The following is a 25,070-nucleotide window of genomic DNA, read 5'->3' as shown; positions in this document are numbered from 1 at the left end:
GGTGGTCTTGCCGACGCCGCCCTTGCCGACGAACAGTTCGAGCCGGGTCCGCTCGCCGGGCTCGCGCTGCCCGGTCAGCCTTCGACCCGTTTCTTCAGTTCCTTCAGCGCCGTATCGGTGATGACCTTCTCGGCCTTGCGCTTGAACATGCCGATCATCGGGATGTTGAGATCCACGGTGAGCTCGTAGATCACCTGGGTGCTTCCGTCGGGCTGGTCGACGAGTTCGTAGGTCCCGTCCTGCGCCTTCTGCAGCTCACCGCTGATCAGCTTCCAGCTGACCGCCTTGTCGTCGGCGCGCCAGGTGTAGGTCAGCACGTAAGTGTCCTTGACGACGCCCGCGTCGAGAACGAAGCGGGCGGTGCGCGCCCGGCCCGCCGCGTCCTTCTCCAGCACCTCGACGGACTTCGCCGCCGAGACCCACTCCGGGTAGGACTCCAGATCGGCGATGACGGCCATCACCCGCTGCGAGGGGGCCTCGATGAGGATCGACCTCTGGGTCCGGTCGGCCATTGTGGTCAACGGTTCCTTTCGGTGTTGATTGGCCGCGCGGGCGCGGCGGGTTCGCGGCCCTTGGTGTCTCGCGTCCGAGCGGTCGAGACTTGCGCCTGCGGCGCGTGCGCTTCGACCGCTCGGACGCGAGACGGCCGCGAACGGGTCGCTCGTAAGACTCGCTCCGTGCGGGTCGGGTGGGGTATGAGCCTCGTCGTCGGATCCTCTCTACCCTGCGCCGCAGCCGTCAGGCCGCCGCGGTCCTCAGGCTGCGGGTGTCACCCCGGCCGGGCGGCCGGCTTCGAGCCTCGCCTTGATCTCGAAAGACATGTTCTTGCCCGCGACGCGGCGAGCCCGGTTGGCGGCGAGCAGCTCGCGCGGCGACATCCGTTCGGCGCCCTGCGGTTCGCAGTGCAGGAAGTAATGCAGGATGACCCCGTCCAGCGAGGATTCCAGCCACACCTCCATGCTGCCCGTCAGCGCTCCGGAGACCGACCAGCGAATTCCCTTGTCGCCGCGGTTCTCCCGCACCTCGAGGGTGAGATCCGGCCACCACTGGCGCCATTTGTTCGGACCCTCGAGCACTTCGGCGACCGCCGCGCCCGAGGCGGCGACGAACGTCTGGTCCGCGACCTGAATACTGCTCACACCGCTGAGCGTAGTTGATCGGGGTTCCCTCAGCGGAGGAGGTGGCGCAGGCGCGCGCCGAGGGTGTCCCAGCGCCAGTTCTGCTCCACCCAGGCGCGTCCCGCGGCGCCCATGGCCGCGGCGGCGTCGCGGTCGGCGAGGATGTCGACGAGCGCGTCGGCGATCTCGGTGACCTTGCGTCCGTCCACCACTCGGCCGGTCTTGTCCTCCAGCACGGTTTCCGGCGCGCCGCCGGAGCGGCCCGCGACGACCGGAACGCCGGTGGCCGAGGCTTCCAGGTAGACGATGCCCAGACCTTCGACGTCGAGTCCGGCCCCTCGGGTGCGGCACGGCATGGCGAAGACGTCGGCGATGGTGTGGTGCGCGGCGAGTTCGGCCGAGGGCACCCGGCCGGTGAAGACCACGCTGTCGCTCACCTCGAGCGCGGCCGCGAGACCGCGCAACTTGTCCTCGTAGGGTCCGCCGCCCGCGATGACGAGCACCGCGCCGTCGACGCGCTCGCGGATCTCGCGCATCGCCGCGATCAGCACGTCCTGGCCCTTGCGCGGGACGAGCCGGGAGAGGCACAGGATGGTCGGGCGATCGCCGAGCCCGTAGCGCTCGCGCAGTTCGGCGCGGGCCGCGGGATCGGGGCGGAACACTTCGGTGTCGACGCCCGGCGGCAGGTATTCCAGCGCGGCGTCGGCGCCGAAGGCGGAGGCGAACCGGCCGCGGGTGTACTTGCTGACGTAGGTGACGACGTCGGTGTGCTCGCCGATCGCACGCAGCGCCTGTCGCGCGCCGGGCAGCATCGACCAGCCGACCTCGTGGCCGTGCGTGCTGGCCAGGATGCGTTCGGCGCCCGCCCGGCGCAGCCGAGGCGAGAGCAGGGCGAGCGGCGCCGCCGCGCCGAACCAGACGGTGTCGCACTTCTCGTCGCGCAGCAGCCGCGCGGCCCTGCGCAAGACCAGCGGCGTCGGCAGCATAAGGGTGGTGGGATGGCGGACCACCTGGAACTTCTGCTTGGCATCGAACTTCAGGTGCGAGTCACCGCGCCAGCGCGGCGCGTAGACCACCAGATCGTCGGGCGGCAGCTCTCCGGCGAGCGCCTGCAGATACGACTGGATACCGCCCGGCCGCGGCGGGAAATCATTGGTAACCAGCAGAGTTCGGGCCATGGGGACAACCTACTTGGTGCGATCGGCTCGCCGCCGATCCGGTCGGGCTGCGCGGTGACCTGCTCACATGGCCTGAGCGGAGAGCCAAGCGCGCCAGTCGGCGACGAAATCGGCGCGCCCGACGCCAAGCACCTCGCGCAGGACGCGATCCTCGCCAGCGGCGTCGAGACGGTCCGCGGCGATGCGCCGGTAGAGCTCGACGAGTCGGAGCTCGTCGTACTTCTCGGCGACGAACGCGCTGACCGTCCACGCCTCCTCGTAGGCGGCGACGGCGGTGCCACCGGTGAACGCGGTGTCGCGCGGCAGATCGGCGGGCAGCGTTCCGGCGCGCAGCGCGGCGTCCACCGTCGGCGCGATGTCGGCGAAGGCATGGCCCTCGCCGCGGTGGGCGGCGTACTCGGCGAAGCCTTCGAGCATCCACTGCGCAGCGCCGTCGACCGTCACGGCGCGGGCCGCGATATGCGTCAGTTCGTGGCGCAGCAGCGTACGCAACCCGTCGGGGGACAGGCGCCGGCCCGCGTCGGGGCTGAAAACCACGCGCTGACCGGTCGGTTGACTGCCGCGCACGAACGGATCGGCCACCGAAGCCGCGGCGACCTCTCGGGGCATCTCGGCGCCCGCGCGCACCAGCGCGGCGAACTCCGACGGATTGGCGGCGACCACGACGAGCGCCGACTGCGCCCAGTCCGGTCCCCACAGCTCGGTGATCGCGGCCGTGGCGGCGGGCAGCTCGCGCGCGAGCACCTCGAGCTCGGCGCGGTGGCCGGGGTGACCGACCACCAGCGACTCCGTGCCGTCACCGCCGGGGACGCGCAGCGTTTCGATCGGCCCGAACGGCTCGAGGGTGCGGCGCACCGCGGCAAGGCGCGGGTCGTCGGCGGGCGCTTGCCCCAAGTTCTCGGTGGAGACGTGTTGGGCGGCGCGGATTTTCGGCAGCGCCCACTTGGGCGCCATGGCCAGTGCGCAGCAGAGGCCCGTCAACAGGGTGACCATCGCGACGGTGAGCACGAACTGACACCGCCCCTTGGCCATGCACCAGCCGCGTGCCCGTCGCCATCGCTCCATAGCGGATCAGTATCGCCTAGCGGAGTGGAACGGTGTCGTCCCCATGGGTGCTACGGCCACCGGAACGCCGAAAGTGGAGGCGTGCAACATGAGTCCGTTGCCCGCGTAGATGCCGACATGCGAGATGTCGGAGTAGAAGAACACCACGTCGCCGGGCTGCATGTTCTCTTTCGACACGGGCGTGCCGTAGGACGCTTGCGCGGAACTGGTGCGCGGCACGTTCTTGCCGACCTGTTTGAACGCCCACTGCACCAGACCCGAGCAGTCGAACTTGTCCGGTCCGGTCGCGCCCCAGACGTACGGGTCGCCGACGCGGGTGAGCCCGGCGGCCAGCGCGCTGGTTCCGCTGCCGGGAACCAGTCCTTGCAGCAGCGTGTCCCGATCGAAGCCGGGCGGGAACGGCGATCCGGCCAGTGCGGACCTGTCCTTGCTGGACAGCGAGCTCCACGCCTCGATCACCTGGGCGATCGCGCCGCCCAGCTCGCTGCGCTTGCGTTCCAGATCGGCGCGCACCTGGTCGGCCTTCTCGGCGGCGCCGCGGGCCGCGTCGGCGGCGGCGCGCGCGGCGGACTCGGCGGTCTCGGCCGCGTCGGTCGCCTTCTTGAACTCTTTGAGCTGATCGGCGGTCTGCGCGCTGAGGACGTCCAGCGTGGACATCTGATCGAGCAGCTGCTGCGGGGAATCGCTGACCAGCACGGCGTACATGCGGTTGGTACGCGCGCCCTGGTAGGTGGCGATCGCGGTGCGGTCGATGACCGGCTGGAACTTGCGGACCTCGGCGCGCGCGGCGTCGGCCACCTCGGTGGTCGCGGCCAGCTTCGCGTCGGCCTCCTGCTGCACGGCGAGTTTGGCGTCGAGCTCGTCCTGGGCGCTGAGCGCCTGCTGATTGAGCTGCTCGGACTGACGCGAGAGATCGATCATGCGCTGCACCGCTTCGCTCGCGGTGCTCGGCAGTGCGACCGGGTCGGCGACCGCGGGACCGCTCGCGTACAGGGCAGTGGCCAGCACTCCGGCCACCAGTACTCCACTCACCAGACGATTCGTGCGCAGTCTTCGGTGACCAGCTGTCACTGGCGTGCCCCGTTCTCTCGTAATGCCGACTCGTGAAATCGAAAGCGACGCAGCCGCCCACACACGGTTCGCGGAGACGGGTTTCGCAGCTCTGCGACCCGTGTAGGTCTCATTTAGATTACGAAACGGCAGCGGTCGGTGTCCAGTGGGGAACGAACCGATCACGGCCGTGGGGAGATCGAGCCGGGCCGCGCGGCGGCCCGGCTCGACCGGATCAGAAGCGGCGCGCGCCCGCGATCGGCATCGAGTCCATCGAGGCGATCATGACCGGGGTGCCGGAGGTGGAGGCGTGGATGACGTTGCCGTCGCCCGCGTACAGGCCCGAGTGGCCGCCGCCGTAGAACGACACCAGGTCGCCCGGCTGCAGGTCGTCCACCGAGACCGGGGTGCCGGAGGCCAGCTGGGCGCCGCTGGTGCGCGGCAGCTCCATGCCCGCCTGGCGATAGGACCACTGCACCAGGCCGGAGCAGTCGAAGGCGTTCGGGCCCGCGGCGCCGTACACGTACGGGGAGCCGAGCTTGGACATGGCCGCGTCCAGCGCGACCTCGCCGAGGGTCTTCTGCGGCGCGACGAACGGAAGGGGAGCGCCGCCGGGCGGCGTGCCCAGCTGCACGCCGGGGATGTCGGCCGGGATCGGGATCTCGTTCGGAACCTCGAACGTTCCCACGCCGGGGATGGTCACCGGCTGAGCCGACGCGGGGGCGGCGGGAAGGAGGAACGCGCCGATGGTGGCAGCGCCGACGGCTCCGGCGGCAACGGCACGCTGCGCCTGTCGCTTGACGGTGTTGGTCGCCATGATGCGGGTTACTTCCAATCTGCCCCACGACGCCACACCCGGTGGTGCGGCGGACTGCGTGCTGCCGCTCCGTTCGGTGCGGCGGACTCCGTGAGGTCTCGAAAAGGTTACGAACACATCACGGTCATTTGTAAAGCCCCGGGCATCCGAAATGGCGATGATCAACAATTTCCGCCACACATATCTGCGAGGTATCTCACAGCAATCACGAAACGATAACGAGGCCCGGTTATCGGCGGGCGTCCGCCTCGCTACCCCCAGCTGTCCCAGGTGGTGGCGTGGTCCATACCCAGCGTGCATGACCGCTGTTTTCGCAGGTGGATGCGCTCGAGGCGGTGCTTGACGCATCCTTGATCAGGGCGGTTGACCAAGGTGGCTCCGGCAGTGCGGCAGCACGCCCGGCGGGGGTGGTCGGCTGTACCGGACACGCCCGGGCGCTGATTCATTCGCGACGGAAATGTGATCTGGGTCGCTTTCTGGTGTTCTAGATCATTTCACGGGTATCGCAACGAGAACCTCGCGCGACAAATCGGACGAATGGTGCGCGATTTCGCGCGCCCGGAGGTTGTCGTACCGGGGCCCTACGCTGCTCGCCGTGCCCGACCCCGCGCCGCGCCAGGCCGCCGCCAAGCAGCTGGCCTTCGACGAACTCGATACGCCGCTCTACGACACCACTTTCGTGGTCGTCGACCTGGAAACCACCGGGACGCGCGCGGACGGCGACGCGATCACCGAGATCGGCGCGGTCAAGGTGCGCGGCGGCGAGGTGCTCGGCGAGTTCGCGACGCTGGTGAACCCCGGCAGGGAGATACCGCCCGCGGTCGTGCACGTCACCGGGATCACCACGGCCATGGTCTACGCCGCGCCGCGCATCGAATCGGTGCTGCCGGGATTCCTCGAGTTCGCGGCGGGCGCGGTGCTCGTCGCGCACAACGCTCGATTCGACATGGCCTTCCTGCGCGCGGCCGCGGCGCGCTGCGAGACGGAGTGGCCCAAGGCGCCGGTGCTGTGCACGGTGAAGCTGGCGCGGCGGGTGCTCGGCAGGGACGAGGCGCCCTCGGTCCGGCTCGCGTCGCTGGCCCGGCTGCTCGGCGCGAGCACCCAGCCGACGCACCGCGCGCTGGACGACGCGCGCGCCACCGTCGACGTGTTGCACGCGCTCATCGCCCGGGTGGGAAACCAAGGCGTGCACAGCCTCACCGAGCTGATGGACTACCTGCCGGACGTGAGCTCCGGGCAGCGCGCCAAGCGGGTGCTCGCCACCGACCTGCCCGCCGCGCCTGGCGTCTACCTCTTCCGCGGCCCGACCGACGAGGTCCTCTATATCGGCACCGCGGTGAATCTGCGCCGCCGCGTGCGCAATTACTTCACCGGCTCGGAGACGAGGGGCCGGATGAAGGAGATGGTCGCGCTTGCCACCCGCGTCGATCACGTGGTGTGCGCGCACGCGCTGGAGGCCGGGGTTCGCGAGCTGCGGCTGCTCGTCGCGCACGCGCCGCCCTACAACCGGCGCTCGAAATTCCCCAAGCGCGGATGGTGGATCGCGTTGACCGACGAGCCGTTCCCGCGTTTCGCGATCGTCCGCACGCCGACTCGGGATGCGCTGGGCCCCTTCACTTCTCGCCTGGACGCCGCCGACGTCGCGGCGACCGTCGCCGAGCACGCCGGTCTGCGCACCTGCACGGCCCGGCTGCCCCGAGGCGGGCGCCACGACTGCCCGCCCGCGGCGGTCGGCGGGTGCCCCGCGGCGACCCCTTCCGGAATCCCTATAGATACAAAGGAATACGCGACCGCTCCGGCCGCGGTGCGCGCGCTGTTCCGCGGCGATTCCGACGCCACCGTGCGGGCGATGCTCGACCGCATCGAAACGCATTCCGCCGCCGAGCATTTCGAGGCCGCCGCGCGCCTGCGCGATCGCACCGTCGCGGTGATCAGGGCGCTGCGGCGCACCCAGCGGCTCGCGGCCGTCGCCCGGATCGCCGAACTGATCGCCGCGCACCCGGACGGCGATGGCGGCTGGGAGTTCGCCGTCATTCGCTACGGCCGCCTCGCGGGGTCGGGGGTGGCATGGCGCGGCACGCCGCCGATGGCGATCGTGGAACAGATAGTCGCGGCCGCCGAGACGGTCGTTCCGGAGGGCGGCGAGACCGGTGTTCCGGCCGACGGTCGCGTATCCCCGGCGCTCGAATTCGCGGGCGACGCTTCGGCGGAAGTCGGGACGGCCGAGGGCGACGCGGCCTTCGATGCTCCGCCGCTGCGTGGCGCGTCGCCGGAGGAGGTGGGTTTGGTCGCGCGCTGGTTGGCGCGGCCGGGCGTGCGGATCGTACGCAGCACGCAGGGGTACTGCGAGCCGCGCTACGGTGCGGGCCGCTGGCTGGGCTGGGCCGAGGTGGCCGACGCGGCGGCCAGAGCCCGATCGGCCGAATCGGACTACGCCGAGCATTAGGCATACCGCCGCATCGGCTTCGGCTGTGCACGGTCTGCGTCCGGCAGCGCCGGTTCGACGGACCCGTTCAGGTGGCGATCGGTCGGCCAGACCCGACCGAAGGTGACATTCGGTCTGTCCGACCGGGTGGCGGACGCCTTCGGTCGGGCTGGACGCGACCGGTCAGGTCGAGCAAACGGTGGGGCCGGGTGCGGGCTGAGGGCCGACTCGGCCCGGCCGTGCGCGGTCTGAGGACGGACTGCGTCCGGCGGCGCCCACTAGGCTGACCGCATGATTAACGCGATCGTGCTGATCCACGCCGACAACGGCCGTATCCCGGAGACCGCGCAGGCGGTCGCCGACACCGAGGGCGTCACCGAGGTGTACTCGTGCGCGGGCGATGTGGACCTGATCGCGATCGTGCGGGTGCGCGATCACGAGCAGGTCGCCGAGGTGGTGACGCACCGGATCGACAAGACGCCCGGCGTGCTGCGCACCACCACCCACATCGCGTTCAAGTCCTACTCCCGCGCCGACGTGGAGGCCGGTTTCTCCCTGGGGGAGTAGCCGGTCAGAGCGCCGAGACGGCCGAGCCGGTGATCGAGCGGGATTCACCCGGCTGGAGTTCGGCGACCGTGTCACCCTGGCATTGGCTGTCGACATAAACGCCGACGACGCGGTCGGTGTTGTTCTCCACCATGAGCTCGTCGGGATTGTCGGCCACCTGGACGCAGCCCACCGGGTCCGCGATCACCTCTCCGTTCACGAGCAAGTCGCCCTCTTGGGCGCTGGCGACCGGCGCGGCGAACAGCAGGCCCGCGGTCGTGATTCCGAGTAGTGCGCGCTTCATAGTCAGCTCCTCACGTGTCGGACCGGACGGCGCGCCGACGCACGTCGGGGCCGTGCCGGTGGGTGCCACGGCGGTCGGGTGACCGCCGGGATCGTGATATGCAGACTTGTTGCCACGGGCGCATCGCTGCGGTCGATCCGTCCCGCGATGGGTCAGTCTAATCGTCCGTTACCTGCGCGGAAGTGATTCGGCCGCACTCTGATCGAGCGTTCGCCCGATGTTCACCGATCGCCGAGCGTGTTCGAAAGCTTGGCCCAGCTGTCCAGCAGCGCCGCCGCCTGACCACTGTCGATCGCGGCGGCCGCGCGCTCGATGCCCGCGGCGAGCGCCTCGTGTACGTCCGCCTCGGGATCGCCGACCCCGCGCGACAGGTCGTAGGCGACGATGGCGGCCGCGGAGTTCACCAGCACCGCGTCCCGCACCGCGCCCGGCGCGCCCGCGAACACCGATCGCGCCACACCGGCGTTGGTCTCGGCGTCGCCGCCGCGCAGCGCGTCCAGTTCGACGCGCGGAATGCCGAGGCGGGTCGGGTCGATGGTGGTCTGCCGCTTCCTGCCGCCCGAAACCACCCAGGCGTCGGTGGTGTCGGAGGTGGTGATCTCGTCGAGCCCGTCGTTGCCGCGCACCACAAGGGCGCTGGCCCCGCGCTCGGCGAACACGCCCGCGACCACCGGAAGCAGGTCGGGGAAGGCGCAACCCACCAAGCCCGCGCGCGGCTGCGCCGGGTTGGTCAGCGGTCCGAGCACATTGAAGACGGTGGGAATCCCGATCTCCTTGCGCGCCGGGCCCGCGAAGCGCAGCGCGGGATGGAACAGCGGCGCGAAACAGAAGCCGATCCCGACCTCGCGCACGCACTGCGCCACCGCGTCCGGGCCGAGGGTGAGCCGCACGCCGAGCGCCTCGAGCACGTCGGCGCCGCCGCTCTTGGACGAGGCCGCCCGATTGCCGTGCTTGACCACCGGCACCCCGGCCGAGGCCACCACGACCGAGGACATGGTGGAGATGTTCACCGAACCGGAGCGGTCGCCGCCGGTGCCGACGATGTCGACCGCGTCGCCGTCGATGTGCACGAGACGGGCGTGCGAGAGCATGCCGGAGGCCATGCCGGAGAGCTCGGCGGGCGTCGGGCCCTTGATCTTCATCGCGACGCCGAACGCGGCGATCTGGGCCTGCGTCGCGTTGTCGGTGAAGATCTCGTTGATGACCCACGCCGTATCGTCCGCGGCCAGGTCGCCGCCGTCGGCGAGGGTACCGAGCACCTGGGGCCAGCTGCGCACGATCATCTCCACTTCTCCCGTCACACTGGTTCGCCAACCAGTTTCGTTGGGAGCAGCCTAGTGCGCCCAGGTCCGCCCGGCGGAAGAGGTTTTCAGCGCGCGGTGCCCGCGGGCCCCGGCTGCAGGACGTCCCAGCCGTCGGCGAATCCGTCGTGCCGCTGGGCCAGCCCCGCCATCCTGGACCGCTCCTGCGCGCAGTGCAGCGCATCGATCAGCTGCACCCGCTGGAGTATCAGCGTCTCCAGCTCGCCCGCGGCGTCGGCGCGCGGGGCGGGCGCGTACCCGTCCTGCGCGGCGATCTCACAGACCCGCGCGACCTGCTCCGCCGGAACCCGCAGGTGATGGCGCAGCACCGCGGGCGCGTCCTCGGTCAGCCCTTCGGCCCTGGCCAGCGCGGCCGAGCAGGCCTCGGCGTCGTCGAAACTCGCCGCGACAACGACCAGGTCCGTGCGGGCCGGGTCCAGTGGGGCAGGGCCGCCGCGCCCGAACAACCGCCGCCAGATACGCGGTGCCACATCCGCCTCCTCGTCTCAGCTTCTACTTACTCTCGCCTGTCATCATGACCGCGTCCGCGCAGGTCGGCGCGTTCGGTGCGGCGGCTTCCCTCGGAACGGACACGGACATGCCAGTCCCGGTCCGTCCGTGCGTTTTCCGACACGGACGGCCAAGTTTCGTACCCGCCTACTGCTGTCGTACTACGACGAGTCATACTTACCCCCGTGACGACCGCAGTAGGGACCCCAGGATCGGCCATTACCCAGCGTGTGCACTCGCTGAACCGGCCCAACATGGTCAGCGTCGGTACCATCATCTGGCTGTCGAGCGAGCTGATGTTCTTCGCCGGCCTCTTCGCCATGTACTTCGTCGCGCGCGCCCAGGCCCACGGCAACTGGCCGCCGGAACCGACCGAGCTGAACCTGAAGCTCGCCGTGCCGGTCACGGCCGTGCTGGTCGCGTCGTCGTTCACCTGCCAGATGGGTGTGTTCGCCGCGGAGAAGGGCGACGTGTTCGGCCTGCGCCGCTGGTACGTCATCACCTTCCTGATGGGCGCGTTCTTCGTCGGCGGCCAGGCCTACGAGTACTACCACCTGGTCCACGAGGGCACCTCGATCTCGAGCAGCGCCTACGGCTCGGTGTTCTACATCACCACCGGCTTCCACGGTCTGCACGTCATCGGCGGTCTGATCGCCTTCGTGTTCCTGCTGATCCGCACCAAGATCAGTAAGTTCACGCCCGCGCAGGCCACCGCCGCGATCGTCGTCTCGTACTACTGGCACTTCGTCGACATCGTGTGGATCGGGCTGTTCGCCACGATCTACTTCGTCCGCTGAGCCAGCCCGAATCTTTTGCACAAGTCGGTTCCGTCTACTCCAAAGGGACACAGATGAGTTCATCTCCCCCGTCAGCGCCTGAGCCCGCCAGCCCCGGGAACGGCGAGGCCAGCAAGACCCGCAAGCAGCGTCGCCTTCGCAGGCGCATCGCGGGCGGTCTCGCGCTCCTGGTGGGTCTGGTCGGAGCCGGCTTCCTCGCGACGGCTCTCACGCCCGAGCCCCAGGTGGCGACGGCCCACCAAGACCAGTCCGCGCTGATCCGCGAGGGCAAGCAGCTCTACGACACGTCCTGCATCACCTGCCACGGCGCGAACCTGCAGGGTGTGCCGGACCGCGGTCCCAGCCTGATCGGTGTCGGCGAGGCCGCCGTCTACTTCCAGGTGTCCTCCGGGCGCATGCCGCTGGCCGCCAACCAGGCGCAGGCCACGCGCAAGCCCGCGAAGTTCGACGCCCAGCAGATCGACGCCCTCGGCGCCTTCGTCGCCGCGAACGGCGGCGGCCCGTCCGTGGTGCGCGACGCCAACGGCGAGATCGCCCAGGAATCGCTGCGCGGCGACGACATCGCCCGCGGTTCCGAGCTGTTCCGCATGAACTGCGCGTCCTGCCACAACTTCACCGGCAAGGGCGGCGCGCTGTCCTCCGGCAAGTACGCGCCGCCGCTGGAGCCCGCCAGCGAGCAGCAGATCTACGCGGCCATGCTGACCGGCCCGGAGAACATGCCGAAGTTCTCCGACCGCCAGCTCACGCCCGAAGAGAAGCGCGACATCATCGCGTACATCAAGAACGCCGCCGAAGAGAAGACCCCGGGTGGCTACGGCCTCGGCGGCTTCGGCCCCGCGACCGAGGGCTTGGCGATCTGGGTGGTCGGCATCGTGCTCACCGTCGGTGCGGCAATGTGGATCGGATCCCGCTCATGACCGGTCAGCCTTGCACGGCCACGGAGAGCGTCCGGGCATGGGCGAAAGGACTGCCCATGACCGGTCAGCGCCCGGAGGCGGTAGCTTGCGTGGCCACGGAGGGCGTCCGGGCATGGGCGAAAGGACAGAGCCATGAGTGAACAGGAGCGAGACGACGTGAGTCGCCCGGATGAGGGGACCGAGCTGTCGAAAAGGCCGGTGAACACCCCCGCCGACCCGACCGAAGACGAACTGGACGCGATGTCGCGCGACGAGCTGGTCAAGCTCGGCACCGAGCGCGACGGCGTCGACGTCGCCTACCGGCGCGAGCGCTTCCCGATCCCGGGCACCCGGGCCGAGAAGCGCGCCGAGCGCGAGGTCACCTTCTGGTTCGCCATCTCCGGTCTCGCGGCGGCCGCGCTGGTCGGTGTCTTCCTGTTCTGGCCATGGGAGTTCAAGGGCACGAACGAGGAAGGCCACAACGCCTACTCGTTGTTCACGCCGCTGGTCGGCCTGACCTTCGGCATCTCGGTGCTGGTCATCGGCATCGCCGTGGTGTTGATCCGCAAGAAGTTCATCCCGGCCGAGATCTCCATCCAGGACCGTCACGACGGTCCGTCGCCAGAGGTCGAGCGGCGCACCCTGGTTGCCGAGCTGTCGGACGCGCTCGACACCTCCACGCTTGGTCGTCGCAAGATGATCACCCGCACCGCGGGCGCCGGCGTCGGCATCCTCGGCATCGGCACGCTGCTGGTCTTCGTCGGCGGCATGATCAAGAACCCGTGGGCCAAGGGCGACAAGTCGCCGCTGTGGGTCTCGGGCTGGACGCCGGACTTCCCCGGCGAGACCATCTACCTGCGCCGCGACACCGGCCGTCCGGAGGACATCGTGCTCGTCCGTCCGGAGGACCTGGACGCGGGCAGCATGGAGACGGTCTTCCCGTGGAAGGAGAAGTGGCGCGGCGACTCGCACGAGATGCTGCAGTCGCTGCGCGGCATCCGCAACGCGGTCATGCTGATCCGTCTGCGCACCGAGGACGCCGAGAGCGCCATCAAGCGCAAGGGCCAGGAGAGCTTCAACTTCGGCGACTACTTCGCCTACTCGAAGATCTGCACCCACCTCGGCTGCCCGACCTCGCTGTTCGAGCAGCAGACCAACCGAATCCTCTGCCCCTGCCACCAGTCGCAGTTCTCGGCGACCGAATGGGGTAAGCCGATCTTCGGTCCCGCCGCTCGCGCACTGCCGCAGCTGCCGATCACCGTCAACTCCGAGGGCTTCCTCGTCGCCAACGGCGACTTCATCGAACCGCTCGGACCGGCCTACTGGGAGCGTCGTTCATGAGCGAACGGAGTGAGCGAATCATGAATCAGGGCGTCTTTGGGCGCATGCCGGAACCGAGCGCTAGCGAGGTGGAGGCATGAGTCCCTCTGTGGCAGCACAAGCCAATGAAATGGACGAGCGGTATCGCGCCGCCGCGTTCGTGAAGCGGTCGATCAACAAGGTCTTCCCGACCCACTGGTCGTTCCTGCTCGGTGAGATCGCCCTCTACAGCTTCATCATCCTGCTGCTGTCGGGCATCTATCTGACCCTGTACTTCGACCCGTCGATGGCGCACGTCACCTACGACGGCGCCTACCAGCCGCTGCGCGGCGTCGGCATGTCGCGGGCGTACGAGACCGCGCTCAACATCTCCTTCGAGGTGCGCGGCGGTCTGTTCGTGCGCCAGGTGCACCACTGGGCGGCGCTGCTGTTCGCGGCCTCGATCATCGTGCACCTGTTCCGCATCTTCTTCACCGGCGCCTTCCGCAAGCCGCGCGAGGCGAACTGGGTGATCGGCTCGCTGCTGCTGATCCTGGCGATGTTCGAGGGCTTCTTCGGCTACTCGCTGCCCGACGACCTGCTGTCCGGCACCGGCCTGCGCGCCGCGTTCTCCGGCATCACCATCTCCATTCCGGTCATCGGCACCTGGATGCACTGGCTGATGTTCGGCGGCGACTTCCCCGGCGACATCATCATCCCGCGCCTCTACATCGCCCACGTGCTGCTCTTCCCCGGCATCATCCTGGCGCTGATCGCGGCGCACGTCGCGCTGGTGTGGTACCAGAAGCACACCCAGTTCCCCGGCCCCGGCCGTACCGAGAACAACGTGGTGGGCGCGCGCATCGTCCCGGTGTTCGCCGCGGACCAGGGCGCGTTCTTCGCCTTCACCCTCGGCATCGTCGGCATCATGGGCGGCGTCCTGCAGATCAACCCGATCTGGAACCTCGGCCCGTACAACCCGGCCCAGGTCTCGGCGGGTTCGCAGCCGGACTTCTACATGATGTGGACCGACGGCATGGCACGTCTGATGCCGCCGTGGGAGCTCTACATCGGCAACTACACGGTTCCTGCCGTGTTCTGGGTCGCGCTGATCATGGGTCTGGTGTTCACGCTGCTGATCGCCTACCCGTGGATCGAGAAGCGCCTCACCGGCGACGACGCGCACCACAACCTGCTGCAGCGTCCGCGCGACGTGCCGGTCCGTACCGCGATCGGCGCCATGGCGATCGCCTTCTACGTGGTGCTGACGCTGTCCTGTGTCAACGACATCATCGCGCTGAAGTTCGACATCTCGCTGAACGCGACCACCTGGATCGGTCGTATCGGTCTGCTCGTGGCCCCGCCGTTGGCGTACTTCCTCACCTACCGGTTCTGCATCGGCCTGCAGCGCAGCGACCGGGCGGTGCTGGAGCACGGCATCGAGACCGGTGTGATCAAGCGTCTGCCGCACGGTGAGTACATCGAGGTGCACCAGCCGCTCGGCCCGGTCGACGACCACGGCCACCCGATCCCGCTGGAGTACCAGGGCGCCCCGGTGCCCAAGAAGATGAACAAGCTCGGTTCGGCGGGCAAGCCGGGCACCGGTAGCTTCCTGCGCCCCGACCCCCGCGAGGAGTCGGAGCGGAACTTCGAACTCGAGCACGCCGAGGAACACCGGCAGCTCGCGGTGCTGCAGAAGGCACAGGAGAAGGCCAAGGGCGGCGGCAAACACAGCCACTGACCCCGGTCGGCGCGAAGGCCCCGAGTCGAGTACGACTCGGGGCCTTCGCCTTTTCCGCGCCGAGGCGTCGACCCGCTGGTCATAGCAATCGCGAATATTCCGGTGTGCGGGACGCGTAGTGTTGGTCGGATGGGCGTGGATTCGTTCCGGAGAATCCGCGCACGCCGACGAACACCCAGGAGGGACGCATGTCGATCATCGACAAGCTCAAGGAGTTGGTAGGCAAGAACCCGGATCACGTCAAGGGCGGCGTCGACAAGGCCGGCGACATGTTCGACCAGCGCACCGGCGGCAAGTACACCGACAAGGTCGATCAGGGTCAGCAGAAGGCCAAGGACTACATCGACAAGTCCAAGCCCCAGTAGCTTTTAACACGAAGGCCCCGAGTCCACCCGGACTCGGGGCCTTCGCGTCGAACTGGAACGTACCTATGCGGTGTCGGGACCTCAGCGCAGCATTTCGGCGACCAGGAACGCCAACTCCAGCGACTGCTGGGTGTTCAGTCGCGGGTCGCACGCCGTCTCGTAGCGGCCGGACAGGTCCAGATCGGAGATGTCCTGCGCGCCGCCGAGGCATTCGGTGACGTCCTCACCGGTCAGCTCGATGTGCATGCCGCCGGGGTGGGTACCGAGCGCGCGGTGCACCTCGAAGAAGCCCTGCACCTCGTCGACGATGCGGTCGAAGTGGCGGGTCTTGAAGCCGGTGGAGGCCTCGTGGGTGTTGCCGTGCATCGGGTCGCACTGCCAGATCACCTGGTGGCCGGTCGCCTGCACCTTCTCGATGATGGGCGGCAGCACGTCGCGGACCTTGGTGTTGCCCATCCGGGAGACGATGGTGAGGCGGCCCGGCTCGTTGTTCGGGTCCAGCCGCTCGACGTACTCCACGGCCTGGTCCGGTGTGGTGCTCGGGCCGATCTTGAGGCCGATCGGGTTGGCGAGCAGTTCCGCGAGCGCGATGTGCGCGCCGTCGAGCTGACGGGTGCGCTCGCCGATCCACAGGAAGTGCGCCGACAGGTCGTACAGCACCGGCTCACCCGAGACCGGGTGCTCGCTCAGACGCAGCATGGCGCGCTCGTAGTCGAGCACGAGCGCCTCGTGGCTGGCGTAGATGCGGGCCGACTGCAAGCTGGGGTCGGTCACCCGGCAGGCGGTCATGAACGCGAGGCCGCGGTCGATCTCCTCGGCCAGCGCCTCGTACCGCGCGCCCGCGGGCGACTGCGCGACGAAGTCGCGGTTCCAGTCGTGCACCTTGTGCAGGTCGGCCATGCCCGCGCTGGTCAGCGCCCGGACCAGGTTCATCGCCGCGCTGGCGTTGGCGTAGGCGCGCACCAGCCGGGACGGGTCGTGCTCGCGCATCTTCTCGTCGGCGACCAGCGAGTTGACCATGTCGCCGCGGTAGGACTTCAGGCCGAGCGCGTCGGTGTCGGAGGAGCGCGGCTTCGCGTACTGGCCCGCGATGCGCGCCACCTTCACCACCGGAAGGCTGGCGCCGTAGGTCAGCACCACGGCCATCTGCAACAGCGTGCGGATGTTGCCGCGGATGTGCGGTTCGGTGTTGTCGGCGAACGTCTCCGCGCAGTCACCGCCCTGCATCAGGAACGCCTCGCCCCGCGCGACCTCGGCGAGCTGACCGCGCAGTTCCTCCACCTCGGCGGGCACGCAGATCGGCGGCACGCTCTCCAGTACCGTGCGCATCATCGCCGCCTGTTCGGGGTCCCACGACGGCTGCTGTAGCGCGGGTCGACCCAGCGCCTCGTCGAGTCTGCGGCGCAGCTCGGCGGGCAGCGGTGGCAGTTCCGGCAGGCGATCGATGGGTACGTCGACGGTCCAGTTCACGAGTTCAGAATACGGACCGCGCGGTCGTGCAGACAGCGTAGGTGGGGGTGGATATCGCTCACCGGAGGTGTGAGCGATCCCCACCCGGAGTAGCCCCTCGCAGACGCCGCCCACATCGCCGCATAGGGTGACATCGACCGGCACATGCCACCGCCGCCCGATCGAGGAGAGGTCGATCTCGCTGAGGTACTTCTATGATTGCGAGTTCATCGAGGACGGGGTCGTCATCGACCTGGTGTCCATCGGTGTCGTCTGCGAGGACGGCCGCGAATACTACGCGGTGTCCACCGAATTCGACGCCGAGCGCGCGGGGCCGTGGGTGCGCAAGTACGTGCTGCCGCAGCTGCCGCCGCCCGCCTCACCGCGCTGGCGCAGCCGCGAACAGATCCGCGACGACCTCTACAAGTTCCTGATTCCGCGTCCTTCCGTCCAGCCCGAGCTGTGGGCCTGGGTCGGCGCCTACGACCACGTGGCGCTGTGCCAGCTCTGGGGATCGATGGTGGACCTGCCCACCGCCCTCCCCCGCTACACCAACGAACTGCGCCAGCACTGGGAGGCACACGGCCGCCCCGCGTTGCCGCCGGTCCCGCCGGACGCGCACGACGCCCTCGCCGACGCCCGCCACAACTTCGCCAAGTTCGAGGCCATCGAGGCGGCGCGCAGGCGGTAGCCGCGTGCGCTGCCGGTCACACCTCAGTAAAGTCGTGTGGCAGTCACGACGACAGGGGAGCCTCAACCACCGATGGACGACATCCGCGCCTACCACGTCGAGCCGGATCATCCTGCCGTCCATCGAGCACTCGACGGCAACGGTTATGTCGTGGACATAGAGCAGGAAGACCTGGGGGGTCCGATCGACCAGCCATACGATCCGGAACGGATCGACGTCGCCACACGTACACCCACGATCAATTTCATGCTGTCCCGGATCCGCCGTGGCACCATCGACCTGCAACCCGACTTCCAGCGCAACGCTGGGATCTGGAACGATGAAAATCAGAGTCGGCTGATCGAGTCGATGCTCGTGTAAAACGGGTCTCGATGCGTCGTACTGGCATGCGGAACTCCTCGTTCGGCAAGCTGTTTCGACGCTTTCGAACCAAATCGCCTGAAGCACGGCGACTTTCAGCCCCGCGTCGCGTCGAACCGCCCGCGCAACTGCTCCGAATCGTTCAACTCGCCGAGGATCTCGTGGAGCAGTTCGCGCCGCTCCGTGGGCAGGTCGGCGAACATCTCCTGGTCCACCTCGCGCAGGGCGGTCTGGATGCCCGCGAGCGTCTCGGCGCCCTTGTCGGTGAGGATGACCAGGTAGCGCCTGCGGTCGCCGGGATCGCGTTGCCGTTCGGCGTAGCCGTGCCGCTCGAGGTCGTCGAGGGTGGACACCATGGTGGCCGCGTCGATGCGCAGATAGCTGCCGAGTTCGGCCTGCGCCATGCCGCCGCGGTCGGCGAGCGCTTGGAGCACGCTGTAGTGCCGCACCCGCAGGCCGAGACCGAGCAGACGTTCCTCGGCCAGCCGGAAGGCGACTTGTCCCATCTTCTGTAGCAGGCACACCGTGTGCGCCGCGATGGTCCCAGGAACCAGCGCCGAATCTTCGGACATCGTTCACCTCCCGTCACATCATGCCCAGCGTGCCGGGCGCTTGACAAACCGTTGCGCCTATAAAAGGGTAGTAGTGCAAACGATTTGTTGAGCCAATTATATGCTGCGCTCAACAACCAGGCGTCGGGCGCACCGACCGGCCCTGCGAAGGGCGGCCGCCGCCGAAACCGAAAGGCACCTCATGACTGCACAGACACTGTCCGGCCGCACCCTGGTGATGTCCGGCGGCAGCCGGGGCATCGGCCTGGCCATCGCCCTCGCGGCCGCTCGGCGCGGCGCGAATATCGTGCTGCTGGCCAAAACCGATGTCCCGCATCCGAAGTTGGACGGCACCGTGCACACCGCGGCGGCGGAGATCGAGGCCGCGGGCGGATCGGCGTTGGCCGTGGTCGGCGACGTGCGCGACGAAGACTCGGTGCAGGCCGCCGTCGACCAGGCGATCGACCGCTTCGGCGGCATCGACATCGTGGTCAACAACGCCAGCGCCATCGACCTGCAAGGCACCGAGACGTTGCCGGCGAAGAAGTTCGACTTGATGCAGCAGATCCAGCTGCGCGGCACGTTCCTGCTCACCCGAGCCGCGCTGCCGCACCTGCGCAAGTCGGCGAACCCGCACGTGCTGTCGCTCTCGCCGCCGCTGAACCTGGACCCGAAGTGGCTCGGCGCCCACCCGCCCTACATGCTGGCCAAGTACGGCATGACCCTGCTGACGCTCGGCGTGGCCGCCGAACACCGCGAGTCGGGCATCGCCGCGAACTGCCTGTGGCCGGAGACCCTCATCGCCACCGCCGCGGTGCGCAACCTGCTCGGCGGCGAGGAGGCGGCCGCCACCGCGCGCACCCCGGAGATCGTCGCCGACGCCGCGGTGCTGATCCTGGAGAGCCCGGCCGCGACCACCACCGGCAACACCTACCTGGACGTGGAAGTCCTTGCCGCGCACGGCATCACGGATCTGTCCGGCTACGGCCCGAGCGGCGAGCTCGGCTACGACATCTTCGTCGACCCGCCCGCCTGACCCGAAACACGCCGGGCCACCCTCCAGCGGCGGCCCGGCGGATGCCTCAGGGCAGCGCGGTCAGCGTGACCGTGCTGCCCGGCTGGACCTTGGCCGACGCGCCGGGGCTCTGGCCGATGACCACGGAGTTGTCCGACGGGGTCAGCTGCTGGACCTGGACACGCAGGCCGAGGGCCTCCAGCTTCTGGCGGGCCTCGCCGACGCTGTCGCCGACCAGCAGGGGCAGTTTGACCGCGTTGGAGACGATCAGCGCGACGCCCTCGCCCGAGTTCACCGTGCTGCCCGCGGCCGGGTCGGTGCCGATGACCTCGTCGGCCGCGATGGCCTTGTCGTATTCGGTGCGGGTTTCGCGGACCTGGATGCCCGCCGCGCTGAGCGCCGCGACGGCTTCCTCGGTGGTCTTGCCGCGCACGTCCGGCACCTTCACCGGCTGCGCGCCGTTGCTGCGGAAGACCTTGACCTGCCCGCCCATCGGCAGCACCGTGCCCGGCGCGGGCTCGACCTTCGCCAGGGAGCCCTTGGGTGCCTGACTGCCGACCTCGCCCGCATCGACGGGCTGGAGTCCGGCGTCCTTGATGAGCTGGTTCACCTTGCGCACGTCGTCGCCGGGCTCGAGGTCGGGCACCCGTGGCTTGCCGCTGGAGACCAGCACCGACACCGTGGAGCCCTTGGTGATCTTGGATCCGGCCGACGGATCGCTGCCGACCACGCCGCCCACCGGGATGGTGTCCGAGGCTTTCTGCCTGATCTCGGTCTCGAAGCCCGCCTCCTGGAGCTTCGCGGTGGCCTGCTCGCTGCTCAGCCCCGCGATCGGCGGGACCGGCTCGTAGCGGCCCGCGCCGAACCACCAGCCGCCGATACCGACGACCAGCGTGAGGATCGCGACGATCGCCACCCACAGCAGCGTGGTCCGTCGCGACTTGAGCCGATCCGCGTCGTACGGCTGATACGGCGGCTGACGCAGGCCGGTTGTCTGCGGGTCGTAGTCCGAAGGCGGCCCGTAGTCCCCGGACGGTCCGTAGTCGGGAACCCGCGGTCGCGCCGCGGTGACCACCTTGGTGTGCTGCGGTGTGTGCGGGTCCGGCGCGGGTGCGGGACGCGACGGCGCGGGTCGGCCGCCGTGATCGGGCGTCGCGCGGAAGCTCGCGCTCAGGTGCTCGGCCGACTCGCGCGGCGCGGGCACCCGGTACGGCGGCAGGCTCAGTTCAGCGGCGATCGAGCGCAGCTGCGCGGCCATCTCGTTGGCGTCGGCGAAGCGGTGCGCGGGCTCCCGGTTGGTCGCGCGGGCGACCAGCTCGTCGAACTCCGGCGGGACGCCCGAAATGAACTGGCTCGGGCTCGGCACGTCGTTCTCGATCCGCTGATACGCCACCGACAGCGAGGTGTCGCCGGTGAACGGGACGCGGCCGGTGAGCATCTCGAAGATCAATATGCCGAACGAGTACACGTCGCTGCGCGAGTCGGCGGTGCCGCTGGTCACCTGCTCGGGGGAGAGGTAGGCGGCGGTGCCGAGGATGACGCTCGCCGAGGTGGTCGTCGCGGCGGCCACCGCGCGCACCAGACCGAAGTCGGCGATCTTCACCTCGCCGGAATCGGAGATGAGCACGTTCTCCGGCTTGACGTCGCGGTGCACCAAGCCCGCGGAGTGCGCGACGCCGATGGCGGCGAGCACCGGTTCGGCGACGGCGCGCACGGCGTGCGGCGGCATCGGTCCCCGTTCGCGCAGCAGCTCGCGCAGGGTGCCGCCCTCGACCAGTTCCATGATCAGGAACGGGTGGTCGCCGTCGACGCCCTGGTCGTACACGGCCACCAGCGAGGGATGCTTGAGCTTGGCGACGGCGCGGGCCTCGAACTCGAACCGGGCGAGGAACTGCGGGTCAGCGGCGAACTTGGGGTCCATCACCTTGATCGCGACGGGTCGATCCAGGCGAGTGTCCTCGCCGCGGAAGACCATCGACATCCCGCCCCGAGCGATCGGCGCGTCAATCCGGTAGCGCCCTTCCAGCATCTGGCCGATCAAGTGATGTCCTCCGACTTTCACAAAAGTGCTCACCCCTCGCTCGTCACGCGAACAGCGACAGACCGCCCCGTGCGGCCCCCACGATCGTAACCGTGCCGAGCGGCCGAACCGGACTGTCGCCCGGGTGTCACACGACGCGCGCCGCCATACCGTCTACCGTTGTGCGGGTGAGTGCATTTCCCTGCAGCGAGGATGTCCTTCCGGAGTCCGTGGCCGTGCTGCCGCTGCCCGAGGTGGCCGACCGCCTCGGGATCGTGGTGACGCGGGTGCACCAGATGCTGCGTGACCATCAGCTCCTCGCCTTGCGACGCAATGGAGTGGCGAGCGTTCCGGAGGTCTTCTTCGACGACACCGGCGCGGTCGTCAAGCCCCTACCCGGGCTGATCACCGTCATGAAGGACGCCAAGTACACCGACGAGGAGATCCTCGAGTGGATCTTCACCGACGACGCGAGCCTCCCGGGCAAGCCCATCGACGCACTGCACGGCCCGCTCGCCCGCGAGGTGCTCCGCCGCGCAGCCGCCGACCCCTTCTGAACCTCGCAGGGCGCTCGCACGCTTCGCAGGGGTTGGAGACGCTCCGAAGCGTGTGGAAGGGGTGCGAGGGGCCCACGACCAGTGGGTGATCGCCGGTCAACGTCGGGTGAGTAGGCCCGCTACCAGTTCGGTGCTCGCGACAAGCAGGCGTCGGCGGGTCGGCACCACGGCACGAGCCTGGAATACCGCGTACCCGGAATCCTCGATGCGGTCCAGGATCCCGGCGTACAGCGCGCTCGCCGCGCGGATGGCGGGCCGGACCCGCGGGTTCAGCAGGTCGATACCCGGATCGGCGGTGCGGTAGACGTCGCGGTTGATCGCGATCAGATGGGCCAGCGCGCGGCGGACCCGCGGATCGGTGCGGCCGGTACGGCGGCACTGGACCAGCAGGTCGTCGTCCACGCCGAAGGCGGCCAGGTGGTCGGCGGGCAGGTAGACGCGTCCGCGGTCCAGGTCCTCGCCGATATCGCGCAGGAAGTTGGTGAGCTGGAACGCCTCGCCGAGCGCGGCGGCCGCGGGTTCGGCCTCGGCCACCGGCGCGACGGTGCCAAGCACCGGAAGCAGCTGCAAGCCGATGGCGGCCGCCGAACCGCGCATGTACTCGCGCAGCTCGGCCATCGTGGCGTAGCGGTCACGGAAGTGTGGCGTGCCGGGGACGTCCATGCGCATGGAGTCCAGGAAGGTCCAGAAGTGCGCGGGATCGATGGCGTAGCGGTCGACGGTGTCGGCGAGCGCGGCGAGTAACTGGGCGCGCTGCGGCGGGACCGGTTCGGTGAACGTGCTCTTCTCGAGGGCGACGCGCAGCTGTTTCTCGATCAGGTCGAGTTCGTCGGCGGGACCGTGGTCGGGAGTGTGCTGCTGGGCGTCGGCTCGGCTCCGCTGCGGTGTCCACTCCCAACTCGACGATCCCGCGGAGTTCGGCAGGTGTCCGGGATTCGCGTCCACGTGGTCGACGATGTCGTCCACCATCCGCGCGAACGCGTAGAGCGCGTGCACGGCGGGTCTTCGCGGAGCCGACAGCAGCCTGGTCGCGAGGAAATACGTGCGACCGTGCTCGGCGGCGATCGCCCGGCACGCGCGGTAGGCGTCGGCCAGGCGCGCATCCGACTCCGCGTCGGAGACTCCGGCCGGATCGCCGAGGGGCCTTACGGCTCGGGTCGCGCGCGGCGCATCGAGCGGACCGCGGCCGACACCGGCTAGGTCCCAGTCCTCCCCACCAGATCCAACGGCTCTCATGGTCGCGAAGCGGTGGCCGCGACTTCACTCCGCGCGGTCTCCGCCTGCGGCGTTGAGCGCAGCCGCAGCGGGTCCACCGTGCGCAGCGAGAGCGCGGCGACGACCGCGGCGAACGTCGCCGCGGCCACGTGCCAGAAGTTGTACAGACCGATCGATCCGTCCGGCTGGAACACCAGCATCAGCCAGGTGCACAGGCCGACGAGCACCATGAGCGTCGTGGTGGACAGCGCGAACGCGGCGGCCAGCGCCAGCGGCCACGAGTAGTACCAGGGCAGCGCGGCGGGGGAGAGGATGACGATGCCGACGAACGCGATGAGGATGCCGAACACCGCCTCGCGCTCGCTGTGCCGGAACCGCCACCAGGTCCACACCAGCACCGCGACCAACGCGAGCGCGCACAGCGCGCGGGTCACGGTGAGCACCGATTCCATGCGCAGCGGGGTGATCCAGGTGGTGGTGTGCGCCATGATCGTCGGCAGCGACAGCCAGTTGATGATCTTCTTCGAGCCCGACAGCGCGGTCAGCCAGCCGATGCCGACGCCCGCGATGGCCGAGGCCGCGACGAAGACCGCCGCGAACACGCTGAGTCCAAGGCCCGCGATCTTGGCGAACGTCATGGCCGGGTGCGGCATGTCCGGTCCGGCCTTCGCGGCGTCCGGGGCGCCGTTGGCCGACGTGGAGTTCGGATCGGCCGGTGCGTTCGGGTCGGCGGCCGCGCGTTCGGCGGCGCGGCGCTCCCGCTCGTGCAACATCCAGATCCACACGAGGAACGGCAGCGCGATGCCGGCGGTTGCCTTGATCGCCACGCCGATCGCGACGACGACGATGCCGGCCACGTGGTGGCGCTCCAGCACCAGCGCGATGCCCGCGCACATCAGGCCGACCATCAGCATCTCGTTGTGCACGCCGCCGATGAGGTGGATGAGCACCAGCGGGTTGAGCACCGCGAGCCACAGCGCCACCGTCGGCTTGCCGCCGAGATGTTTGGTCAGATACGGGACCGCCCACATCATCAGCGCGAGGCCGGGCAGCATCACGAAGCGCAGCGCGATGGTGCCCGCGACCACGTTGTCGCCGGTGATCGCGGTAATCGCGCGGCCGAGCAGCAGGAACACCGGGCCGTACGGCGCGGTGGTGGTGGTCCAGACGGGGCTCACATTGTCCAGCAGCACACCGGGATTCGCGACGGGACCCACCTGGTAGGGGTCGAAACCGTCGCGCAGCAGCGCGCCCTGGGCCAGGTAGGAGTAGGCGTCGCGGCTGAACATCGGCACCGCGAAGAGCAGCGGGAAGATCCAGATGCCGACGATCGCGCGCAGCTCGTTCAGCGTGACCGCCGCGCCCGCCCGGTTGCCGAGCCCGAGCGTGGTGCGGCCCAACCGAACCCACGCGGTGATCATCAGCAGCACGCCGATCCAGATGAGCATGCTCGACAGCGCGTAACCGTGCCCGAACCGCAGCCAGGACAGGTTCATCGCCTCGAGCAGCGGATCGCGCTGGCGCACGCTGCCCGCGCCGAGCCCGCCGAAGGTGATCAGCACGGCGCCGAAGAAGCCGAGCAGCGCGGCGTGGCCCTCGGGGCTGCGCGCGAAATCGGCGTAGGTCTGCATCCGGTCCCGGAAGCTGTTCCGGTCGGCGCCGTCGCCGAGGGATCGCGGTGTGCTGGATCCGGTAGTGCTCGAGGTGCCGCGACTCGACGCGCGGTGCGCGGTGTCGGTCGGCGTTGCGGCTGCGGCGCTCGTCTCGGGGGGATGCATGTCGTGTCGGTCCCCCCGGCAA

Annotated in this window: 25 protein-coding genes; 11 read left to right on the top strand and 14 right to left on the bottom strand. The window is 69.3% G+C overall.

All coding sequences use genetic code 11. The features are described 5' to 3' along the window. Positions 1-74 precede the first annotated feature (74 nt). From NAM01S_RS15785 to NAM01S_RS15760, 6 genes are all read right to left on the bottom strand, one after another. A complete protein-coding gene (locus NAM01S_RS15785) occupies positions 75-512 on the bottom strand; it encodes an SRPBCC family protein (RefSeq protein ID WP_067785835.1) in 438 nt (145 codons plus the stop codon). Positions 513-755: 243 nt separating this feature from the next. Next, complete coding sequence (locus NAM01S_RS15780) at positions 756-1,139, bottom strand: polyketide cyclase / dehydrase and lipid transport (RefSeq protein ID WP_067785833.1); 384 nt, start codon at positions 1,137-1,139, stop codon at positions 756-758. A gap of 29 nt (positions 1,140-1,168) precedes the next feature. Beyond that, positions 1,169-2,296 (bottom strand): glycosyltransferase family 4 protein, encoded by a 1,128-nt coding sequence (locus tag NAM01S_RS15775; protein WP_067785830.1) that lies wholly within the window; start codon positions 2,294-2,296, stop codon positions 1,169-1,171. Positions 2,297-2,359: 63 nt separating this feature from the next. Beyond that, the gene (locus NAM01S_RS15770) at positions 2,360-3,361 is read right to left on the bottom strand and encodes a M48 family metalloprotease (protein WP_067785827.1); all 1,002 of its coding nucleotides are present in this window, start codon (positions 3,359-3,361) and stop codon (positions 2,360-2,362) included. A 6-nt stretch (positions 3,362-3,367) separates the two neighbouring features. After that, positions 3,368-4,393, bottom strand: a complete 1,026-nt coding sequence (locus NAM01S_RS15765; RefSeq protein ID WP_067785825.1) for an NlpC/P60 family protein — start codon at positions 4,391-4,393, stop codon at positions 3,368-3,370. 253 nt (positions 4,394-4,646) lie between these two features. Further along, entirely contained in the window at positions 4,647-5,228 is a 582-nt protein-coding gene (locus tag NAM01S_RS15760; protein ID WP_067785823.1) for a C40 family peptidase, read from the bottom strand. A gap of 595 nt (positions 5,229-5,823) precedes the next feature. Between NAM01S_RS15760 and NAM01S_RS15755 the strand changes: the two genes are divergently transcribed. Together NAM01S_RS15755 and NAM01S_RS15750 are read left to right on the top strand one after the other, a co-directional pair. Beyond that, entirely contained in the window at positions 5,824-7,674 is a 1,851-nt protein-coding gene (locus NAM01S_RS15755; protein WP_067786184.1) for a DEDD exonuclease domain-containing protein, read from the top strand. 270 nt (positions 7,675-7,944) lie between these two features. Beyond that, positions 7,945-8,220: an Lrp/AsnC family transcriptional regulator gene (locus NAM01S_RS15750; protein ID WP_067785820.1), complete on the top strand. Its 276-nt coding sequence runs from the start codon at positions 7,945-7,947 to the stop codon at positions 8,218-8,220. A gap of 4 nt (positions 8,221-8,224) precedes the next feature. Here the strand turns inward: NAM01S_RS15750 and NAM01S_RS15745 are convergent, their stop codons facing one another. From NAM01S_RS15745 to NAM01S_RS15735, 3 genes are all read right to left on the bottom strand, one after another. Further along, on the bottom strand, positions 8,225-8,503 hold the full coding sequence (locus tag NAM01S_RS15745; RefSeq protein ID WP_067785818.1) for a hypothetical protein: 279 nt from the start codon (positions 8,501-8,503) through the stop codon (positions 8,225-8,227). 221 nt (positions 8,504-8,724) lie between these two features. After that, a complete protein-coding gene (gene trpD / locus NAM01S_RS15740; RefSeq protein WP_067786182.1) occupies positions 8,725-9,786 on the bottom strand; it encodes an anthranilate phosphoribosyltransferase in 1,062 nt (353 codons plus the stop codon). 86 nt (positions 9,787-9,872) lie between these two features. After that, positions 9,873-10,295, bottom strand: coding sequence for a hypothetical protein (locus NAM01S_RS15735; RefSeq protein WP_067785815.1), 423 nt, complete (start codon positions 10,293-10,295; stop codon positions 9,873-9,875). Between the two features lie 204 nt (positions 10,296-10,499). On the opposite strand from NAM01S_RS15735, the gene ctaE reads away from it, so the two are divergent. The 5 genes from ctaE (at position 10,500) to NAM01S_RS34055 (ending at position 15,412) form a co-directional block, all read left to right on the top strand. Continuing rightward, positions 10,500-11,111 carry an aa3-type cytochrome oxidase subunit III gene (ctaE, locus tag NAM01S_RS15730; RefSeq protein ID WP_084482978.1) on the top strand — a complete coding sequence of 204 codons (612 nt, stop codon included), beginning with the start codon at positions 10,500-10,502 and terminating at the stop codon, positions 11,109-11,111. A 53-nt stretch (positions 11,112-11,164) separates the two neighbouring features. Beyond that, complete coding sequence (gene qcrC, locus NAM01S_RS15725; RefSeq protein ID WP_084482977.1) at positions 11,165-12,028, top strand: cytochrome bc1 complex diheme cytochrome c subunit; 864 nt, start codon at positions 11,165-11,167, stop codon at positions 12,026-12,028. Positions 12,029-12,160: 132 nt separating this feature from the next. Continuing rightward, positions 12,161-13,348, top strand: a complete 1,188-nt coding sequence (qcrA, locus tag NAM01S_RS15720) for a cytochrome bc1 complex Rieske iron-sulfur subunit (protein ID WP_255284313.1) — start codon at positions 12,161-12,163, stop codon at positions 13,346-13,348. Positions 13,349-13,424: 76 nt separating this feature from the next. Then, a complete protein-coding gene (qcrB, locus tag NAM01S_RS15715; protein WP_067785809.1) occupies positions 13,425-15,047 on the top strand; it encodes a cytochrome bc1 complex cytochrome b subunit in 1,623 nt (540 codons plus the stop codon). Between the two features lie 188 nt (positions 15,048-15,235). Then, entirely contained in the window at positions 15,236-15,412 is a 177-nt protein-coding gene (locus tag NAM01S_RS34055; RefSeq protein ID WP_084482976.1) for an antitoxin, read from the top strand. A gap of 81 nt (positions 15,413-15,493) precedes the next feature. On the opposite strand, the gene NAM01S_RS15710 is transcribed toward NAM01S_RS34055, so the two are convergent. Beyond that, positions 15,494-16,882, bottom strand: coding sequence for a class II 3-deoxy-7-phosphoheptulonate synthase (locus NAM01S_RS15710; protein WP_067785806.1), 1,389 nt, complete (start codon positions 16,880-16,882; stop codon positions 15,494-15,496). A gap of 181 nt (positions 16,883-17,063) precedes the next feature. Between NAM01S_RS15710 and NAM01S_RS15705 the strand changes: the two genes are divergently transcribed. Together NAM01S_RS15705 and NAM01S_RS15700 are read left to right on the top strand one after the other, a co-directional pair. After that, complete coding sequence (locus NAM01S_RS15705) at positions 17,064-17,552, top strand: polyadenylate-specific 3'-exoribonuclease AS (protein ID WP_067786176.1); 489 nt, start codon at positions 17,064-17,066, stop codon at positions 17,550-17,552. A gap of 72 nt (positions 17,553-17,624) precedes the next feature. Beyond that, a complete protein-coding gene (locus NAM01S_RS15700; RefSeq protein ID WP_067785803.1) occupies positions 17,625-17,912 on the top strand; it encodes a hypothetical protein in 288 nt (95 codons plus the stop codon). A gap of 95 nt (positions 17,913-18,007) precedes the next feature. Here NAM01S_RS15700 and NAM01S_RS15695 read toward each other — a convergent pair whose 3' ends face one another. After that, positions 18,008-18,484 carry a MarR family winged helix-turn-helix transcriptional regulator gene (locus tag NAM01S_RS15695; RefSeq protein ID WP_084482975.1) on the bottom strand — a complete coding sequence of 159 codons (477 nt, stop codon included), beginning with the start codon at positions 18,482-18,484 and terminating at the stop codon, positions 18,008-18,010. Positions 18,485-18,665: 181 nt separating this feature from the next. Here NAM01S_RS15695 and NAM01S_RS15690 point away from each other — a divergent pair, with 181 nt between their 5' ends. After that, positions 18,666-19,499, top strand: a complete 834-nt coding sequence (locus NAM01S_RS15690; protein WP_067785800.1) for an SDR family oxidoreductase — start codon at positions 18,666-18,668, stop codon at positions 19,497-19,499. 46 nt (positions 19,500-19,545) lie between these two features. On the opposite strand, the gene pknB is transcribed toward NAM01S_RS15690, so the two are convergent. Continuing rightward, a complete protein-coding gene (gene pknB, locus NAM01S_RS15685; protein ID WP_067786172.1) occupies positions 19,546-21,507 on the bottom strand; it encodes a Stk1 family PASTA domain-containing Ser/Thr kinase in 1,962 nt (653 codons plus the stop codon). Between the two features lie 179 nt (positions 21,508-21,686). Between pknB and NAM01S_RS15680 the strand changes: the two genes are divergently transcribed. Continuing rightward, positions 21,687-22,055, top strand: coding sequence for an Rv2175c family DNA-binding protein (locus NAM01S_RS15680; RefSeq protein WP_067786170.1), 369 nt, complete (start codon positions 21,687-21,689; stop codon positions 22,053-22,055). Positions 22,056-22,151: 96 nt separating this feature from the next. Here NAM01S_RS15680 and NAM01S_RS15675 read toward each other — a convergent pair whose 3' ends face one another. Together NAM01S_RS15675 and NAM01S_RS15670 are read right to left on the bottom strand one after the other, a co-directional pair. After that, positions 22,152-23,291: a phytoene/squalene synthase family protein gene (locus NAM01S_RS15675; RefSeq protein ID WP_084482974.1), complete on the bottom strand. Its 1,140-nt coding sequence runs from the start codon at positions 23,289-23,291 to the stop codon at positions 22,152-22,154. After that, positions 23,288-25,048 (bottom strand): alpha-(1->6)-mannopyranosyltransferase A, encoded by a 1,761-nt coding sequence (locus tag NAM01S_RS15670; protein WP_067785797.1) that lies wholly within the window; start codon positions 25,046-25,048, stop codon positions 23,288-23,290. Before NAM01S_RS15670 ends, NAM01S_RS15675 begins: the two co-directional genes overlap by 4 nt. Positions 25,049-25,070 lie beyond the last annotated feature (22 nt).

The organism is Nocardia amikacinitolerans NBRC 108937 (assembly GCF_001612615.1).
Taxonomy (GTDB): Bacteria; Actinomycetota; Actinomycetes; order Mycobacteriales; family Mycobacteriaceae; genus Nocardia; species Nocardia amikacinitolerans.
The sequence above is the reverse complement of the archived record's forward strand: the minus strand, read 5'-3'. Positions and strand labels throughout refer to the sequence as shown.

Excerpts from the sequence above, each read along its gene's own strand:
- NAM01S_RS15760 (WP_067785823.1), bottom strand. The coding sequence starts at position 5,228 with ATGGCGACCAACACCGTCAAGCGACAGGCGCAGCGTGCCGTTGCCGCC.
- NAM01S_RS34055 (WP_084482976.1), top strand. The coding sequence starts at position 15,236 with ATGTCGATCATCGACAAGCTCAAGGAGTTGGTAGGCAAGAACCCGGAT.
- NAM01S_RS15750 (WP_067785820.1), top strand. The coding sequence starts at position 7,945 with ATGATTAACGCGATCGTGCTGATCCACGCCGACAACGGCCGTATCCCG.
- NAM01S_RS15770 (WP_067785827.1), bottom strand. The coding sequence starts at position 3,361 with ATGGAGCGATGGCGACGGGCACGCGGCTGGTGCATGGCCAAGGGGCGG.
- NAM01S_RS15675 (WP_084482974.1), bottom strand. The coding sequence starts at position 23,291 with ATGAGAGCCGTTGGATCTGGTGGGGAGGACTGGGACCTAGCCGGTGTC.
- qcrC (WP_084482977.1), top strand. The coding sequence starts at position 11,165 with ATGAGTTCATCTCCCCCGTCAGCGCCTGAGCCCGCCAGCCCCGGGAAC.
- pknB (WP_067786172.1), bottom strand. The coding sequence starts at position 21,507 with ATGCTGGAAGGGCGCTACCGGATTGACGCGCCGATCGCTCGGGGCGGG.
- trpD (WP_067786182.1), bottom strand. The coding sequence starts at position 9,786 with ATGATCGTGCGCAGCTGGCCCCAGGTGCTCGGTACCCTCGCCGACGGC.
- NAM01S_RS15785 (WP_067785835.1), bottom strand. The coding sequence starts at position 512 with ATGGCCGACCGGACCCAGAGGTCGATCCTCATCGAGGCCCCCTCGCAG.
- NAM01S_RS15775 (WP_067785830.1), bottom strand. The coding sequence starts at position 2,296 with ATGGCCCGAACTCTGCTGGTTACCAATGATTTCCCGCCGCGGCCGGGC.
- qcrB (WP_067785809.1), top strand. The coding sequence starts at position 13,425 with ATGAGTCCCTCTGTGGCAGCACAAGCCAATGAAATGGACGAGCGGTAT.
- NAM01S_RS15745 (WP_067785818.1), bottom strand. The coding sequence starts at position 8,503 with ATGAAGCGCGCACTACTCGGAATCACGACCGCGGGCCTGCTGTTCGCC.
- NAM01S_RS15695 (WP_084482975.1), bottom strand. The coding sequence starts at position 18,484 with ATGTCCGAAGATTCGGCGCTGGTTCCTGGGACCATCGCGGCGCACACG.
- qcrA (WP_255284313.1), top strand. The coding sequence starts at position 12,161 with ATGAGTGAACAGGAGCGAGACGACGTGAGTCGCCCGGATGAGGGGACC.
- NAM01S_RS15690 (WP_067785800.1), top strand. The coding sequence starts at position 18,666 with ATGACTGCACAGACACTGTCCGGCCGCACCCTGGTGATGTCCGGCGGC.
- NAM01S_RS15700 (WP_067785803.1), top strand. The coding sequence starts at position 17,625 with ATGGACGACATCCGCGCCTACCACGTCGAGCCGGATCATCCTGCCGTC.
- NAM01S_RS15670 (WP_067785797.1), bottom strand. The coding sequence starts at position 25,048 with ATGCATCCCCCCGAGACGAGCGCCGCAGCCGCAACGCCGACCGACACC.